The following is a 15,454-nucleotide window of genomic DNA, read 5'->3' as shown; positions in this document are numbered from 1 at the left end:
ATGCGACGTATAGCTGTGATGGGCGCCGCCGGGCGCATGGGCAAGATCCTGGTCGAGGCCGTGCAGCAACGCGCGCCGCTGACCGGTTTGACGGCGGCAGTCGTTCGTCCTGGCAGCACGCTGATCGGGGTGGACGCCGGCGAGCTGGCTTCGCTCGGTCGCATCGGTGTGCCACTGTCCGGCAATCTGGAGTCGGTGGCCGAAGAGTTCGACGTACTGATCGATTTCACCCTGCCGGAAGTCATGCTGAAAAACCTGGCGTTCTGCCGCAAGGCGGGCAAGGCCATGGTCATCGGCACGACCGGTCTGGACGCCGCGCAGAAGCAGTTGCTGGTCGAGGCGGGCAAGGATATTCCGATCGTCTTCGCCGCCAACTTCAGCGTTGGGGTCAACCTGTCGCTGAAGCTGCTTGAAATGACGGCGCGGGTGTTGGGTGATGATGCGGACATCGAGATCATCGAGGCGCATCACCGGCACAAGATCGACGCGCCGTCGGGCACGGCCCTGCGCATGGGTGAGGTGATCGCCGAGGCGCTGGATCGTGATCTGCAGAAGGTCGCGGTGTATGGTCGCGAAGGTCACACCGGTGCGCGTGAGCGCGAAACCATCGGTTTCGCCACGGTGCGCGGCGGCGACGTGGTCGGTGATCACACCGTGCTGTTCGCCTGCGAGGGCGAGCGTCTGGAGATCACCCACAAGGCGTCCAGTCGCATGACCTTCGCCAAGGGGGCCGTGCGTGCGGCGCTGTGGCTGGATGGTCGCGAAGCGGGTCTGTATGACATGCAGGATGTGCTCGACCTGCGTTGAGCCCTGCCCAAATCCGGTGCAAATGCCTTGTTTGCACCGGATTTTTTCCACCGAGCGACGCCCTGTCGCATTCTCCGGCCTTTAAGGCTCTTTAGCGGTGGACCGAAAATCCCTTTTTCTGTAAGCTACAGCTTTAGTGTGTCCACTAAAAGCGCGCAGAATAATTCAGTGAAGAAGCGGGGTGACGTGTCCATACGTCACTCCGCTTTTTTACAACCTGCGATTGCCCTTTCATGCGTTATTTACGGGAGGTCTTCTTGACTAAGCCAGCCATACTCGCCCTTGCTGATGGCAGCATTTTTCGCGGCGAAGCCATTGGAGCCGACGGTCAGACCGTTGGTGAGGTGGTGTTCAACACCGCAATGACCGGCTATCAGGAAATCCTTACCGATCCTTCCTACGCCCAACAGATCGTTACCCTGACCTATCCGCATATCGGCAACACCGGCACCACGCCGGAAGACGCCGAGTCCGATCGTGTCTGGTCCGCTGGTCTGGTCATCCGCGACCTGCCGCTGGTAGCGAGCAACTGGCGTAACACGATGTCCCTGTCCGATTACCTGAAGGCCAACAACGTCGTGGCCATCGCCGGTATCGACACCCGTCGCCTGACCCGCATCCTGCGTGAAAAGGGCGCCCAGAACGGCTGCATCATGGCCGGTGACAACATCTCCGAAGAAGCTGCAATCGCCGCCGCGCAAGGCTTCCCGGGCCTGAAGGGCATGGATCTGGCGAAGGTCGTCAGCACCAAAGAGCAATACGAATGGCGCTCCACTGTCTGGGACCTGAAGACCGACAGCCATGCGACCATCGAGGCTTCCGAGCTGCCGTACCACGTGGTTGCCTACGACTACGGCGTCAAGCTGAACATCCTGCGCATGCTGGTCGAGCGCGGCTGCCGCGTCACCGTGGTGCCGGCGCAAACCCCGGCGGCCGACGTCCTGGCCCTGAAGCCGGACGGCGTGTTCCTGTCCAACGGCCCTGGTGACCCGGAGCCGTGCGACTACGCGATCAAGGCAATCAAGGACGTGCTGGAAACCGACATCCCGGTATTCGGCATCTGCCTCGGTCACCAGCTGCTGGCCCTGGCCTCCGGCGCCAAGACCCTGAAAATGGGCCACGGCCACCACGGTGCCAACCACCCGGTGCAGGATCTGGACACCGGTGTCGTGATGATCACCAGCCAGAACCACGGTTTCGCGGTTGACGAAGCGACCCTGCCGGCCAACGTCCGCGCGATTCACAAATCGCTGTTCGACGGCACCCTGCAAGGCATCGAGCGCACCGACAAGAGCGCGTTCAGCTTCCAGGGTCACCCTGAAGCGAGCCCGGGCCCGAACGATGTGGCGCCCCTGTTTGACCGCTTCATCAACGAGATGGCCAAGCGACGCTAAGCGTTCGCCTTGAGACTGTAGCGAGAAGCCCTCGAGGGCGGCCCCGACACCGGTGGCGCCCCTCAGGGCTTCAGAAATCGATCAAGACGGCTTGCCGACTGACCTGCGGATTTGAGTGACAAACCCATGCCAAAACGTACAGACATTAAAAGCATCCTGATTCTCGGCGCTGGCCCGATCGTTATCGGCCAGGCCTGCGAATTCGACTACTCCGGCGCCCAGGCCTGCAAAGCCCTGCGCGAAGAGGGTTACCGCGTCATCCTGGTGAACTCCAACCCGGCCACCATCATGACCGACCCGGCCATGGCCGACGCCACCTACATCGAACCGATCAAATGGCAGACCGTGGCCAAGATCATCGAGAAAGAGCGTCCGGACGCACTGCTGCCGACCATGGGCGGCCAGACCGCACTGAACTGCGCCCTGGACCTGGAGCGCGAAGGCGTCCTGGAAAAATTCGGCGTGGAAATGATCGGCGCCAACGCCGACACCATCGACAAGGCTGAAGACCGTTCGCGTTTCGACAAGGCGATGAAGTCGATCGGCCTGGAATGCCCGCGTTCCGGTATCGCCCACAGCATGGAAGAAGCCAACGCCGTCCTCGAGCGCCTGGGCTTCCCGTGCATCATCCGTCCGTCCTTCACCATGGGCGGCACCGGTGGCGGTATTGCCTACAACCGTGAAGAGTTCGAAGAAATCTGCGCCCGTGGTCTGGACCTGTCGCCGACCAAAGAGCTGCTGATCGACGAATCCCTGATCGGCTGGAAAGAATATGAAATGGAAGTTGTCCGCGACAAAAAGGACAACTGCATCATCGTCTGCTCGATCGAAAACTTCGACCCGATGGGCGTGCACACCGGCGACTCGATCACCGTGGCCCCAGCCCAGACCCTGACCGACAAGGAATACCAGATCCTGCGTAACGCCTCGCTGGCGGTACTGCGCGAAATCGGCGTCGAAACCGGCGGTTCCAACGTGCAGTTCGGTATCTGCCCGGACACCGGCCGCATGGTCGTGATCGAGATGAACCCGCGCGTATCGCGGTCGTCGGCCCTGGCCTCGAAAGCCACCGGTTTCCCGATCGCCAAGGTCGCAGCCAAACTGGCTGTCGGCTACACCCTCGACGAACTGTCGAACGACATCACCGGCGGCAAGACCCCGGCGTCCTTCGAACCGTCCATCGACTATGTGGTAACCAAGCTGCCGCGCTTCGCTTTCGAGAAGTTCGCCAACGCTGACGCGCGCCTGACCACGCAGATGAAGTCGGTGGGTGAAGTCATGGCCATCGGCCGTACCTTCCAGGAATCCCTGCAGAAAGCCCTGCGCGGCCTGGAAGTGGGCGTCTGCGGTCTGGACGAGAAGGTCGACCTGAGCAATCCGGACAGCATGAGCGTGCTCAAGCGTGAGCTGACCGTGCCGGGTGCCGAGCGTATCTGGTACGTGGCTGACGCCTTCCGCGCCGGCATGAGCGTCGAAGAAATCTTCGCCATGAACATGATCGATCCGTGGTTCCTGGTGCAGATCGAAGATCTGATCAAGGACGAAGAGAAGGTCAAGACCCTCGGTCTGTCGGCGATCGACCGCGACCTGATGTTCCGTCTCAAGCGCAAGGGCTTCTCCGACCAGCGTCTGGCCAAGCTGCTGGGCGTTACCGAGAAAAACCTGCGTACTCACCGCCACAAGCTGGAAGTGTTCCCGGTCTACAAGCGCGTCGACACCTGCGCCGCCGAATTCGCCACCGACACCGCGTACCTGTATTCGACCTACGAGGAAGAGTGCGAAGCCGCGCCGTCCGGTCGCGACAAGATCATCATCCTCGGTGGTGGCCCGAACCGTATCGGCCAGGGCATCGAGTTCGACTACTGCTGCGTACACGCGGCACTGGCGCTGCGCGATGACGGTTACGAGACCATCATGGTCAACTGCAACCCGGAAACCGTTTCCACCGACTACGACACGTCCGACCGCCTGTACTTCGAGCCGGTCACCCTGGAAGACGTGCTGGAAATCGTCCGCGTCGAGAAGCCCAAAGGCGTGATCGTCCAGTACGGCGGCCAGACTCCGCTGAAACTGGCGCGTGCCCTCGAAGCGGCCGGCGTGCCGATCATCGGTACCAGCCCTGACGCCATCGACCGTGCCGAAGACCGCGAGCGCTTCCAGCAAATGGTCGAGCGCCTGAACCTGCGTCAGCCGCCGAACGCTACCGTGCGCAGCGAAGACGAAGCCGTTCGTGCTGCGGCGAAGATCGGTTATCCGCTGGTCGTGCGTCCGTCCTACGTACTGGGCGGCCGGGCGATGGAAATCGTCTACAAGGAAGAAGAACTCAAGCGTTACCTGCGTGACGCGGTGCAAGTGTCCAACGACAGCCCGGTGCTGCTCGACCACTTCCTCAACTGCGCCATCGAGATGGACGTGGATGCGGTCTGCGACGGCAAGGACGTGGTGATCGGCGCAATCATGCAGCACATCGAGCAGGCCGGCGTTCACTCCGGTGACTCCGCGTGCTCGCTGCCGCCGTACTCGCTGCCGGCGCACATCCAGGACGAGATGCGCGAACAGGTCAAGAAAATGGCCCTGGAACTGGGCGTGGTCGGCCTGATGAACGTACAGCTGGCGCTGCAGGGCGAAGACATCTACGTCATCGAGGTCAACCCGCGCGCTTCCCGTACCGTGCCGTTCGTATCCAAGTGCATCGGTGTGTCCCTGGCCATGATCGCGGCTCGCGTGATGGCCGGTAAGACCCTGAAGGAAATCGGCTTCACCAAGGAAATCATCCCGAACTTCTACAGCGTGAAAGAGGCGGTGTTCCCGTTCGCCAAATTCCCGGGTGTTGACCCGATCCTCGGCCCGGAGATGAAGTCCACCGGTGAAGTGATGGGCGTCGGCGACACCTTCGGCGAAGCCTTTGCCAAAGCCCAGATGGGTGCCAGCGAAGTGCTGCCGACCGGCGGTACCGCGTTCATCAGCGTGCGTGACGATGACAAGCCACTGGTTGCAGGCGTGGCGCGTGATCTGATCAACTTGGGCTTCGAAGTGGTCGCCACTGCCGGCACTGCCAAGCTGATCGAAGCCGCAGGCCTGAAAGTGCGCCGCGTGAACAAGGTGACCGAAGGTCGTCCGCACGTGGTCGACATGATCAAGAACGACGAAGTCACTCTGATCATCAACACCACCGAAGGTCGCCAGTCGATCGCCGACTCTTATTCCATTCGTCGTAACGCCTTGCAGCACAAGATTTACTGCACCACCACCATCGCTGCTGGCGAAGCTATCTGTGAAGCGCTGAAGTTCGGTCCCGAGAAGACCGTGCGCCGCTTGCAGGATCTACACGCAGGATTGAAGGCATGAATAAATACCCAATGACCGTCCAGGGCGCCAAGGCTCTGGAAGAAGAGCACGCTCACCTGACCAAGGTCGTTCGTCCGAAGCTCAGCCAGGACATCGGTACGGCCCGCGAGTTGGGTGACCTGAAAGAAAACGCCGAATACCATGCCGCCCGCGAACAGCAAGGCATGGTCGAGGCGCGGATTCGTGACATCGAAGGTCGCATGCAGAATGCGGTGATCATCGATGTGACGACCATCCCGCACACCGGCAAAGTGATTTTCGGCACCACCGTTGAAATCGCCAACGTCGAGACCGATGAAAGCGTCACTTACCAGATCGTTGGTGAGGATGAGGCGGACATCAAGCTCGGCAAGATTTCGGTCGGCTCGCCGATCGCCCGCGCCTTGATTGCCAAGGAAGAGGGCGACACCGTCGTCGTGAAAACGCCCGGCGGCGATATCGAGTATGAGATTGTCGAAGTCCGTCACATCTGAAGGAGGGCGCCCGCTGCGTGCGGGCGCCGTGCTCTGGCAGCTGGCCCAGATGTTGTGGGTCGGCGGCTTGTGGCTGGTGCATCTCGGTTTGCGGCCGGTGCTGGGCAGGATTGGCCTGGCGCCACTGCTGATCGACGAGGTCGCCAGTGCGTTTGAAGTGCTGGTGGTGGGATTCGCCGCCGTGTGCGTGATATTTCAGGCTTTGGTGCTGGTACAGGCCGAAGGCCTTGCCAGTCTATGGCGGGATTTTCGCGGGCAGGTGCTGCTGATGGCCTTGTATGCGTGTGCGATGTTTGTCGCCGTGCTTGTCGGCTGGCCGGAAGCGCAGCGCTGGCAGGAGTTCAGCTTTCTGGTTCTGGGCTTTTCCGGGTTGGTGCTGGTGCTGCAACCGGTACCGGGGTGGAGTGGCAGGGTGCGCGAAGCACACCCTTGACCCTTGCCATCACTTGAAGCGATGGACGTTCGACAGCTGCTTGTTGACGCTGAAGTTCTTGCGGTAGATCAGTGCCATCTTGCCGATGACCTGTACCAGATCCGCCTTGCCCACTTTGCACAGCTCTGCAATGGACGCCAGGCGCGCCTCGCGATCGAGGATGTTGAGCTTGATCTTGATCAGCTCGTGATCCGCCAATGCGCGTTCAAGTTCGGCTAACACACCTTCAGTCAAACCATTGTCAGCCACCGTCAAAACGGGTTTCAGATGGTGGCCAATGGATTTGTACTGTTTCTTCTGCTCTGGAGTGAGCGGCATAATCTGACCCTTTCGTCTGGATTCTGTAAAATGGCGGCCATTTTACCCGAGGGTTCGTGGATCCGCCCAATAAATCACGACCCTAATCATCGAGGTGCCCAATGGCGCGTTCCAAGACAAGCCTTGGTTGGCTGAAAAGACATGTCAACGATCCCTACGTGAAGCAGGCGCAGAAGGATGGCTACCGCTCGCGTGCGAGTTACAAGCTTCTGGAGGTCCAGGAGAAATACAAACTGATCCGCGCCGGCATGAGCGTTGTCGACCTCGGTGCGGCGCCTGGTGGCTGGTCGCAGGTCACGAGCCGCTTGATCGGCGGGCAGGGGCGCCTGATCGCTTCGGACATCCTCGAAATGGACAGCATCCCGGACGTGACTTTCATCCAGGGTGACTTTACCCAGGACGAAGTGCTCGCGCGGATCCTGGAAGCCGTGGGTAATTCGCAGGTTGACCTTGTGATTTCCGATATGGCCCCCAATATGAGTGGTACGCCTGCCGTAGATATGCCGAAAGCCATGTTTCTGTGCGAGCTGGCGCTTGACCTGGCAGAGCGTATTCTCAAGCCGGGTGGCAATTTCCTGATCAAGATTTTTCAGGGCGAAGGCTTCGATACTTATTTGAAGGACGCTCGCAAGAAGTTCGACAAGATCCAGATGATCAAGCCGGACTCCTCCCGCGACAGTTCCCGCGAGCAGTACATGCTGGCTTGGGGCTACCGCGGCCGTAGTGAGTAAAACGAGGTTTTTTTGCGCGGTGATAGGTTTTTCGTATTTCGCCTCGCGTGCATAAGCGAATATTGTGTAGAAAGTGTTTCACAAAGGGTTACAGACGGCGCCTGCCAGAGCCGTAGGTAATGTAGTAAGTTAGGCCGGTGAATATCATGCGAAGCGCGCGCCAGTAGCGGAGCTTGCTTCAGAGGGTAGTTAATTGAACGATATGGCAAAGAATCTGATCCTGTGGTTGATCATCGCAGCTGTCCTGGTGACGGTGATGAACAACTTCTCCAGCCCTAACGAGCCGCAGACCCTCAACTATTCCGACTTCATCCAGCAGGTCAAGGATGGCAAGGTCGAGCGCGTAGCGGTTGATGGCTACGTGATTACCGGCAAACGCAATGACGGCGACAGCTTCAAGACCATTCGTCCGGCGATCCAGGACAATGGCCTGATCGGCGACCTGGTCGACAACCACGTCGTGGTCGAAGGCAAGCAGCCTGAACAGCAAAGCATCTGGACCCAGCTCCTGGTTGCCAGCTTCCCGATCCTGGTGATCATCGCCGTGTTCATGTTCTTCATGCGCCAGATGCAAGGTGGTGCAGGCGGCAAGGGCGGGCCGATGAGCTTCGGCAAGAGCAAGGCGCGCCTGCTCTCCGAAGACCAGGTGAAAACCACCCTGGCTGACGTTGCCGGTTGCGACGAAGCCAAGGAAGAAGTCGGCGAGCTGGTCGAGTTCCTCCGTGATCCGGGCAAGTTCCAGCGTCTGGGTGGCCGTATTCCTCGTGGTGTGCTGATGGTCGGCCCACCGGGTACCGGTAAGACCTTGCTGGCGAAAGCGATTGCCGGTGAAGCGAAGGTGCCTTTCTTCACCATTTCCGGTTCCGATTTCGTCGAAATGTTCGTCGGTGTCGGTGCCAGCCGTGTTCGCGACATGTTCGAACAGGCGAAGAAGCATGCGCCATGCATCATCTTCATCGACGAAATCGACGCCGTCGGTCGCCATCGTGGCGCCGGCATGGGTGGCGGTCACGACGAGCGTGAGCAGACTCTGAACCAGTTGCTGGTTGAGATGGACGGCTTCGAAATGAACGACGGCATCATTGTGATCGCCGCAACCAACCGTCCTGACGTACTCGACCCGGCGCTGCTGCGTCCGGGCCGTTTCGACCGCCAGGTAGTGGTGGGTCTGCCGGACATCCGCGGTCGTGAACAGATTCTCAAAGTGCACATGCGCAAGGTGCCGATGGGAGACGACGTTGCTCCGGCGGTTATCGCCCGCGGTACTCCGGGTTTCTCCGGTGCCGACCTGGCAAACCTGGTCAACGAGGCATCGCTGTTTGCGGCTCGTGCCGGCAAGCGCATCGTCGAGATGAAGGAATTCGAGCTGGCCAAGGACAAGATCATGATGGGCGCCGAGCGCAAATCCATGGTCATGTCGGAAAAAGAAAAGCAGAACACCGCTTATCACGAAGCTGGCCACGCCATTGTCGGTCGCGTCGTGCCTGAGCATGATCCGGTCTACAAGGTATCGATCATCCCGCGCGGTCGTGCGCTGGGTGTGACCATGTTCCTTCCGGAAGAAGACCGTTACAGTCTGTCCAAGCGCGCACTGATCAGCCAGATCTGCTCGCTGTACGGCGGTCGTATCGCCGAAGAAATGACCCTGGGCTTCGACGGTGTGACCACCGGCGCCTCCAACGACATCATGCGTGCCAGCCAGATCGCACGGAACATGGTGACCAAGTGGGGCCTGTCGGAAAAACTCGGTCCGCTGATGTATGCCGAAGAAGAAGGCGAAGTGTTCCTTGGTCGCGGTGGCGGCGGTCAGAACGCCAGTTTCTCTGGCGAGACAGCCAAGTTGATCGACTCCGAAGTGCGCAGCATCATCGACCAGTGCTACGGCACGGCCAAGCAGATCCTTACGGACAACCGTGACAAGCTCGACGCCATGGCGGATGCGCTGATGAAGTACGAGACGATTGATGCCGAGCAGATCGACGACATCATGGCCGGTCGCACGCCTCGTGAGCCGCGTGATTGGTCGGGTGGCACCGGGACTGGCACGCCTCCGGTTGTTCGGGATGAGCGTCCGGAAACACCGATTGGCGGTCCGGCTGCTGACGTTTAAGGTTTGAAATGACTTCTGTACAGTCCCTGACCCGGTTGCCTTGCGGCAACCGGGTTCTTGATTTGGCCCAGACGCATGTCATGGGTATTCTCAATGTCACTCCCGATTCTTTCTCCGATGGCGGCCGTTACAGCCAGCTCGACGCGGCCTTGCGCCATGCCGAAGCGATGGTGGCGGCAGGCGCGACGCTGATTGATGTGGGGGGCGAGTCGACCCGGCCGGGCGCGCGTGCAGTATCGCCGCTGGAGGAGCTGGAGCGCGTTGCTCCCATCGTCGAGCTGATCGCTCGCGAGCTGGATGTGATTATCTCGGTCGATACCTCGACCCCGGCAGTCATGCGCGAAACCGCACGACTGGGGGCCGGGTTGATCAATGATGTTCGCTCCTTGCGTCGAGACGGCGCCCTGGATGCCGCGGCAGCTACTGGCTTGCCGGTCTGCCTCATGCACATGCTCGGTGAACCTGGCGACATGCAGGATGATCCGCGCTATGAGGATGTCACGCGGGAGGTGGGCGAGTTTCTTGTCGAGCGCATGGCGGTCTGTGAATCGGCAGGTATCCCGGCCGAGCGAATCGTGCTTGATCCTGGGTTCGGCTTCGCCAAGACCCTGCAGCACAATCTAAGCTTGTTCAAACATATGGAGGCCCTGCATGCGCTGGGCCGGCCATTGCTGGTCGGCGTATCACGCAAAAGCATGATCGGTCACGCCCTCAATCGTCCGGTGGGCGAGCGCCTGCATGGTGGCTTGGCGCTGGCAGCACTGGCGTCGGTGAAAGGTGCGCGTATATTACGCGTCCATGATGTGGCGGAAACGGTGGACGTGGTGCGGATGCTCGCAGCCGTGGAATCAGCCGAATAAGAATGATGGAGCAATTATGAGCAAGAAATACTTTGGTACTGACGGCATTCGTGGTCGCGTCGGTGAATACCCGATCACTCCGGACTTCATGCTCAAGCTCGGCTGGGCAGCGGGCATGGCCTTCCGCAAGATGGGCGCATGCAAAGTCCTGGTCGGCAAGGACACGCGGATTTCCGGATACATGTTCGAGTCCGCCCTCGAAGCGGGGCTGACCTCCGCCGGTGCCGACGTGATGCTGCTGGGGCCGATGCCAACGCCGGCGATTGCCTATCTGTCGCGCACGTTCCAGGCCGAAGCCGGCATCGTGATCAGCGCGTCGCACAATCCGCATGACGATAACGGTATCAAGTTCTTCTCCGGCAAAGGCACCAAGTTGCCGGACGATCTGGAGTTGATGATCGAAGAGTTGCTCGATGCTCCGATGACCGTCGTCGAATCGAGCAAGATTGGCAAAGTGTCGCGCATCAACGATGCGTCTGGCCGCTACATCGAATTCTGCAAGAGCAGTGTGCCGACCGGGACGACTTTCTCTGGCCTTAAGGTGGTCATCGATTGCGCCCATGGTGCTACGTATAAAGTTGCCCCGAGCGTCTTCCGCGAGCTGGGTGCCGAAGTGGTGGTGCTGTCGGCGCAGCCTAACGGGCTGAACATCAACGACAACTGCGGCTCGACCCACATGGGTCAACTGCAGGCTGCCGTGCTGGCCGAACATGCCGATCTCGGCATCGCGTTCGATGGCGACGGTGACCGGGTGCTGATGGTCGATCACACCGGTGCAATCGTCGATGGTGACGAGCTGCTGTTCATCATTGCGCGGGATCTGCAAGAGCGTGGCAAGTTGCAGGGTGGCGTCGTCGGTACGCTGATGAGCAACCTGGGGCTGGAGCTCGCACTGGCCGAGCTTTCAATTCCGTTCATCCGCGCCAATGTCGGTGACCGTTATGTGATTGCCGAGCTGCTGGAGCGCAACTGGCTGGTAGGGGGTGAGAATTCGGGGCATATCGTTTGCTTCAACCACACCACTACCGGTGATGCGATCATTGCCGCGCTGCAGGTGCTGATGGCGCTCAAGGCGCGCAACGAAGGTCTGGCGCAAACCCGACAGGCGCTGCGCAAGTGCCCTCAGGTGCTGATCAATGTGCGTTTCGGTGGCGGTGCAAACCCGCTCGAGCATCCGGCTGTCAAGGAAGCCAGTGCCCGTGTCACGCAGGCCATGGCCGGTCGTGGTCGCGTGCTGTTGCGCAAGTCCGGGACAGAGCCTCTGGTGCGTGTGATGGTCGAAGGCGAGGACGAAACCCAGGTTCGTGGCTATGCCGAAGAACTGGCAAAACTGGTAACTGAAGTTTCTGCCTGATTCGGCTTGCCAGCCTTGATTGTGTTGGGTAACATCTGCGCCCACTTTGACCGACGAGGTACAGCATGCGTCGCCCTATGGTAGCTGGTAACTGGAAGATGCACGGTACCCGCGCCAGCGTCGCTGAGCTGATCAACGGCCTTCGTCATCTGGCCTTGCCAAGCGGTGTTGATGTCGCGGTATTCCCGCCTTGCTTGTATATCAATCAAGTGATTGATGGCTTGAAAGGCAAGTCGATTTCGGTCGGCGCGCAGAATTCTGCGGTGGAATCCATGCAAGGTGCTTTGACGGGCGAGATTGCGCCGAGTCAGTTGGTGGATGCAGGTTGTTCCCTGGTGCTTGTCGGGCACTCCGAACGCCGCCAGATCATGGGCGAGCGAGATGGGATGCTGAATCGCAAGTTCGCAGCGGCACAGGCATGTGGCTTGATTCCGGTGTTGTGTGTAGGGGAGACCCTCGAGCAGCGCGAAGCCGGAAAAACTCTTGAGGTTGTCGGGCGTCAGCTGGGCAGCATCATCGAGGAGCTGGGTGTCGGTGCCTTTGCCAAGGCAGTGATCGCTTACGAGCCGGTCTGGGCCATTGGTACCGGACTGACTGCAACGCCGCAGCAGGCTCAGGATGTGCACAAGGCCATTCGCGAGCAGCTGGCGGCAGAGAATTCTGAGGTCGCACGAGGTGTGCGGCTTCTATACGGCGGCAGCGTGAAGGCGGCCAATGCGGTCGAACTGTTCGGCATGCCGGATATCGATGGGGGGCTCATTGGTGGAGCTTCCCTGAATGCAGATGAGTTCGGTGCGATTTGTCGCGCCGCGGGAAACTGAAAAAATGCTGGAAACAGTCGTAGTCGTTTTTCATCTGCTGGGTGCATTGGGCGTAGTAGCTCTGGTTTTGCTGCAGCAGGGTAAAGGTGCGGACGCTGGCGCGTCTTTCGGAGCAGGTGCTTCAAATACTGTGTTCGGAAGCCAAGGTTCCTCTACCTTTCTTAGTAAGTTTACTGCTATACTTGCCGCCGGTTTCTTCATAACCAGCTTGGGGTTAGGTTACTTTGCTAAAGAGAAGGCTCACCAGCTGACTCAAGCAGGATTGCCAAACCCGGCAGTGTTGGAAGTTCCAAAGCAACAACCGGCTTCTGATGATGTCCCGGTGCTTCAAGAGCAAAAGTCGGCTACTCCAGCGACTGACGTACCTCCAGCTCAAGAGCAGAAGTAAGAAGGGTTTCAAACGTAGTTTTGCCGAGGTGGTGGAATTGGTAGACACGCAACCTTGAGGTGGTTGTGCCCATAGGGTGTAGGGGTTCGAGTCCCCTTCTCGGTACCAATTAGTCAGGAGAGCCCGCTGTTGCGGGCTTTCTTGCAGGTGGAAGGTTACATTGACCCTATAAGGGATCGGTCGTATACTTCCGCCCCAGCTTTGTCGCGGGGTGGAGCAGTCTGGTAGCTCGTCGGGCTCATAACCCGAAGGTCGTCGGTTCAAATCCGGCCCCCGCAACCAGTTTAAGGAGCCCCTTTTAAGGGGCTTTTTGTTAGCTGGACACTTTCAACGCCGCTGTTCGACGGCGTTTCAAGGATGGGCGTTTCGCCCATTTTTTTATTTTGCAAAGCATGCACATATCATGCACTAGGGGGTTCAGGTGTCGAGCAAGCTAGAAGAGTTGCAGGCCTTGCTGGCCCCGGTGGTCGTGGCCCTGGGCTATGAATGCTGGGGTATCGAGTTCTCGGCTCAGGGTCGTCACTCGATGTTGCGCGTTTATATCGATAAAGAGGGCGGCGTGCTGGTGGACGATTGCGCCATTGTCAGCCGTCAGATCAGCGGTGTGCTGGATGTTGAAGATCCAATTTCCGTTGAATACACCCTCGAAGTTTCCTCGCCTGGCATGGAGCGCCCGCTGTTCACTCTTGAGCAGTTTGCAAAATTTGCCGGTGAACAAGTGAAGATCAAGCTGCGCTCGCCTTTTGAAGGTCGACGCAACTTTCAGGGCCTTCTGCGCGGTGTAGAAGAGCAGGACGTCGTGGTGCAGGTAGATGACCATGAATTCCTGTTGCCGATCGATATGATCGACAAGGCCAACATTATTCCCAGTTTTGACTGAGACGCGGATCCCGCGGATCCAATGGCTTGCGAAAGGCGAGGCGTACGATGAGCAAAGAAGTACTGCTGGTTGTTGAGTCGGTATCCAATGAAAAGGGCGTACCGGCAAGCGTAATTTTTGAAGCGCTGGAGCTGGCTCTGGCCACTGCTACCAAAAAGCGTTTTGAAGACGAAGTTGACCTGCGTGTGGAAATCAACCGCCACACCGGTTCTTACGAAACATTCCGTCGCTGGACGGTCGTCGAAGAGAATGATCTTGACGATCCGGCCATCGAAACCTGGCCGAGCAAGGTTGCCGAAACGCATCCTGGCGCCAAGGTTGGCGACGTTGTTGAAGAAAAAATCGAATCCATCGAGTTCGGCCGCATCGCCGCACAGACTGCCAAGCAAGTCATCGTGCAGAAAGTGCGTGAAGCCGAGCGCGCTCAAGTGGTTGACGCTTATCGCGAGCGCCTGGGAGAAATCATCTCCGGCACCGTGAAGAAAGTGACTCGCGACAACGTGATCGTCGATCTGGGTAACAACGCCGAAGCGTTGCTGGCCCGTGAAGACATCATTTCTCGCGAAACCTTCCGTGTCGGCGTGCGTCTGCGTGCGCTGCTCAAGGAAATCCGCACCGAGAACCGCGGCCCGCAGCTGATCCTGTCGCGTACCGCGCCGGAAATGCTGATCGAGCTGTTCCGTATCGAAGTGCCGGAAATCGCTGAAGGCCTGATCGAAGTAATGGCGGCGTCCCGTGATCCGGGTTCGCGTGCCAAGATCGCTGTCCGTTCCAAGGACAAACGCATCGACCCGCAGGGCGCGTGCATCGGTATGCGCGGTTCGCGCGTCCAGGCCGTGTCGGGCGAGTTGGGTGGCGAACGTGTCGATATCGTCCTGTGGGACGATAACCCGGCGCAGTTCGTGATCAATGCCATGTCGCCGGCAGAAGTGGCGGCCATTATCGTTGACGAAGATGCCCATGCCATGGACATCGCCGTTGGCGCAGACAATCTGGCTCAGGCCATCGGTCGCGGTGGTCAGAACGTACGTCTGGCCAGCCAGTTGACTGGCTGGACCCTGAACGTGATGACCGAATCGGACATCCAGGCTAAGCAGCAAGCAGAAACCGGCGACATCCTGCGCAACTTCATCGACGAGCTGGAAGTCGACGAAGAACTGGCTCAGGTGCTGGTAGATGAAGGCTTCACCAGCCTGGAAGAGATTGCCTACGTACCGTTGGAAGAAATGCTCAACATCGACGGCTTTGACGAAGACATCGTCAACGAGCTTCGTGCTCGCGCCAAGGATCGCTTGTTGACCAAAGCCATCGCTACTGAGGAAAAGCTGGCAGACGCCCATCCGGCCGAAGACCTGCTCTCGCTTGAGGGTATGGACAAGGATTTGGCGATGGAACTGGCGGTGCGCGGCGTAATTACCCGCGAAGACCTGGCCGAGCAGTCTATTGACGACCTGCTCGACATCGACGGCATTGACGATGATCGTGCCGGCAAGTTGATCATGGCCGCCCGAGCCCACTGGTTCGAGTAATTAGGCGC

General features: G+C 59.3%; 14 protein-coding genes and 2 tRNA genes. 15 read left to right on the top strand and 1 reads right to left on the bottom strand.

Going from position 1 to position 15,454, the window contains the following annotated elements:
• From dapB to QRN70_RS11790, 5 genes are all read left to right on the top strand, one after another.
• Positions 1–807: a 4-hydroxy-tetrahydrodipicolinate reductase gene (gene dapB / locus QRN70_RS11810; RefSeq protein ID WP_285417853.1), complete on the top strand. Its 807-nt coding sequence runs from the start codon at positions 1–3 to the stop codon at positions 805–807.
• A gap of 257 nt (positions 808–1,064) precedes the next feature.
• Positions 1,065–2,201: a glutamine-hydrolyzing carbamoyl-phosphate synthase small subunit gene (gene carA / locus QRN70_RS11805; RefSeq protein WP_285417851.1), complete on the top strand. Its 1,137-nt coding sequence runs from the start codon at positions 1,065–1,067 to the stop codon at positions 2,199–2,201.
• A 126-nt stretch (positions 2,202–2,327) separates the two neighbouring features.
• Positions 2,328–5,549, top strand: a complete 3,222-nt coding sequence (gene carB, locus QRN70_RS11800; protein WP_285417849.1) for a carbamoyl-phosphate synthase large subunit — start codon at positions 2,328–2,330, stop codon at positions 5,547–5,549.
• Positions 5,546–6,022 (top strand): transcription elongation factor GreA, encoded by a 477-nt coding sequence (greA, locus tag QRN70_RS11795; protein WP_085711852.1) that lies wholly within the window; start codon positions 5,546–5,548, stop codon positions 6,020–6,022. Before carB ends, greA begins: the two co-directional genes overlap by 4 nt.
• Positions 6,023–6,050: 28 nt before the next feature.
• Positions 6,051–6,455 (top strand): MFS transporter, encoded by a 405-nt coding sequence (locus QRN70_RS11790; protein ID WP_285418083.1) that lies wholly within the window; start codon positions 6,051–6,053, stop codon positions 6,453–6,455.
• Positions 6,456–6,464: 9 nt separating this feature from the next.
• Here QRN70_RS11790 and QRN70_RS11785 read toward each other — a convergent pair whose 3' ends face one another.
• Entirely contained in the window at positions 6,465–6,773 is a 309-nt protein-coding gene (locus QRN70_RS11785) for a YhbY family RNA-binding protein (protein ID WP_085698388.1), read from the bottom strand.
• A 101-nt stretch (positions 6,774–6,874) separates the two neighbouring features.
• On the opposite strand from QRN70_RS11785, the gene rlmE reads away from it, so the two are divergent.
• The 10 genes from rlmE to nusA all read left to right on the top strand — a co-directional run bounded on the left by rlmE (position 6,875) and on the right by nusA (position 15,446).
• Positions 6,875–7,504: a 23S rRNA (uridine(2552)-2'-O)-methyltransferase RlmE gene (rlmE, locus tag QRN70_RS11780; protein WP_285417847.1), complete on the top strand. Its 630-nt coding sequence runs from the start codon at positions 6,875–6,877 to the stop codon at positions 7,502–7,504.
• A 202-nt stretch (positions 7,505–7,706) separates the two neighbouring features.
• Entirely contained in the window at positions 7,707–9,614 is a 1,908-nt protein-coding gene (gene ftsH, locus QRN70_RS11775; protein WP_285417845.1) for an ATP-dependent zinc metalloprotease FtsH, read from the top strand.
• Positions 9,615–9,622: 8 nt separating this feature from the next.
• Entirely contained in the window at positions 9,623–10,474 is an 852-nt protein-coding gene (gene folP, locus QRN70_RS11770; RefSeq protein ID WP_285417844.1) for a dihydropteroate synthase, read from the top strand.
• 16 nt (positions 10,475–10,490) lie between these two features.
• Complete coding sequence (gene glmM / locus QRN70_RS11765; protein ID WP_285417843.1) at positions 10,491–11,828, top strand: phosphoglucosamine mutase; 1,338 nt, start codon at positions 10,491–10,493, stop codon at positions 11,826–11,828.
• A gap of 65 nt (positions 11,829–11,893) precedes the next feature.
• The gene (tpiA, locus tag QRN70_RS11760; protein WP_103303202.1) at positions 11,894–12,649 is read left to right on the top strand and encodes a triose-phosphate isomerase; all 756 of its coding nucleotides are present in this window, start codon (positions 11,894–11,896) and stop codon (positions 12,647–12,649) included.
• A gap of 4 nt (positions 12,650–12,653) precedes the next feature.
• Positions 12,654–13,037 carry a preprotein translocase subunit SecG gene (gene secG / locus QRN70_RS11755; RefSeq protein WP_011332406.1) on the top strand — a complete coding sequence of 128 codons (384 nt, stop codon included), beginning with the start codon at positions 12,654–12,656 and terminating at the stop codon, positions 13,035–13,037.
• Between the two features lie 22 nt (positions 13,038–13,059).
• Positions 13,060–13,145 (top strand) — tRNA-Leu (locus QRN70_RS11750).
• Between the two features lie 97 nt (positions 13,146–13,242).
• Positions 13,243–13,319 (top strand) — tRNA-Met (locus tag QRN70_RS11745).
• Between the two features lie 139 nt (positions 13,320–13,458).
• Positions 13,459–13,917, top strand: coding sequence for a ribosome maturation factor RimP (gene rimP / locus QRN70_RS11740; RefSeq protein ID WP_007915250.1), 459 nt, complete (start codon positions 13,459–13,461; stop codon positions 13,915–13,917).
• A 47-nt stretch (positions 13,918–13,964) separates the two neighbouring features.
• Positions 13,965–15,446: a transcription termination factor NusA gene (gene nusA / locus QRN70_RS11735; RefSeq protein WP_003221546.1), complete on the top strand. Its 1,482-nt coding sequence runs from the start codon at positions 13,965–13,967 to the stop codon at positions 15,444–15,446.
• The last annotated feature ends 8 nt before the right edge of the window (positions 15,447–15,454 follow it).

This window comes from Pseudomonas sp. efr-133-TYG-5 (genome assembly GCF_030209175.1).
Taxonomy (GTDB): Bacteria; Pseudomonadota; Gammaproteobacteria; order Pseudomonadales; family Pseudomonadaceae; genus Aquipseudomonas.
This window is presented reverse-complemented; position numbering and strand designations above follow the sequence as displayed.

Bases quoted from the DNA above. Each gene is read 5' to 3' on its own strand.
- rlmE (WP_285417847.1), top strand. From the start codon at position 6,875: ATGGCGCGTTCCAAGACAAGCCTTGGTTGGCTGAAAAGACATGTCAAC.
- secG (WP_011332406.1), top strand. From the start codon at position 12,654: ATGCTGGAAACAGTCGTAGTCGTTTTTCATCTGCTGGGTGCATTGGGC.
- tpiA (WP_103303202.1), top strand. From the start codon at position 11,894: ATGCGTCGCCCTATGGTAGCTGGTAACTGGAAGATGCACGGTACCCGC.
- ftsH (WP_285417845.1), top strand. From the start codon at position 7,707: ATGGCAAAGAATCTGATCCTGTGGTTGATCATCGCAGCTGTCCTGGTG.
- greA (WP_085711852.1), top strand. From the start codon at position 5,546: ATGAATAAATACCCAATGACCGTCCAGGGCGCCAAGGCTCTGGAAGAA.
- folP (WP_285417844.1), top strand. From the start codon at position 9,623: ATGACTTCTGTACAGTCCCTGACCCGGTTGCCTTGCGGCAACCGGGTT.
- QRN70_RS11785 (WP_085698388.1), bottom strand. From the start codon at position 6,773: ATGCCGCTCACTCCAGAGCAGAAGAAACAGTACAAATCCATTGGCCAC.
- dapB (WP_285417853.1), top strand. From the start codon at position 1: ATGCGACGTATAGCTGTGATGGGCGCCGCCGGGCGCATGGGCAAGATC.
- nusA (WP_003221546.1), top strand. From the start codon at position 13,965: ATGAGCAAAGAAGTACTGCTGGTTGTTGAGTCGGTATCCAATGAAAAG.
- carB (WP_285417849.1), top strand. From the start codon at position 2,328: ATGCCAAAACGTACAGACATTAAAAGCATCCTGATTCTCGGCGCTGGC.
- glmM (WP_285417843.1), top strand. From the start codon at position 10,491: ATGAGCAAGAAATACTTTGGTACTGACGGCATTCGTGGTCGCGTCGGT.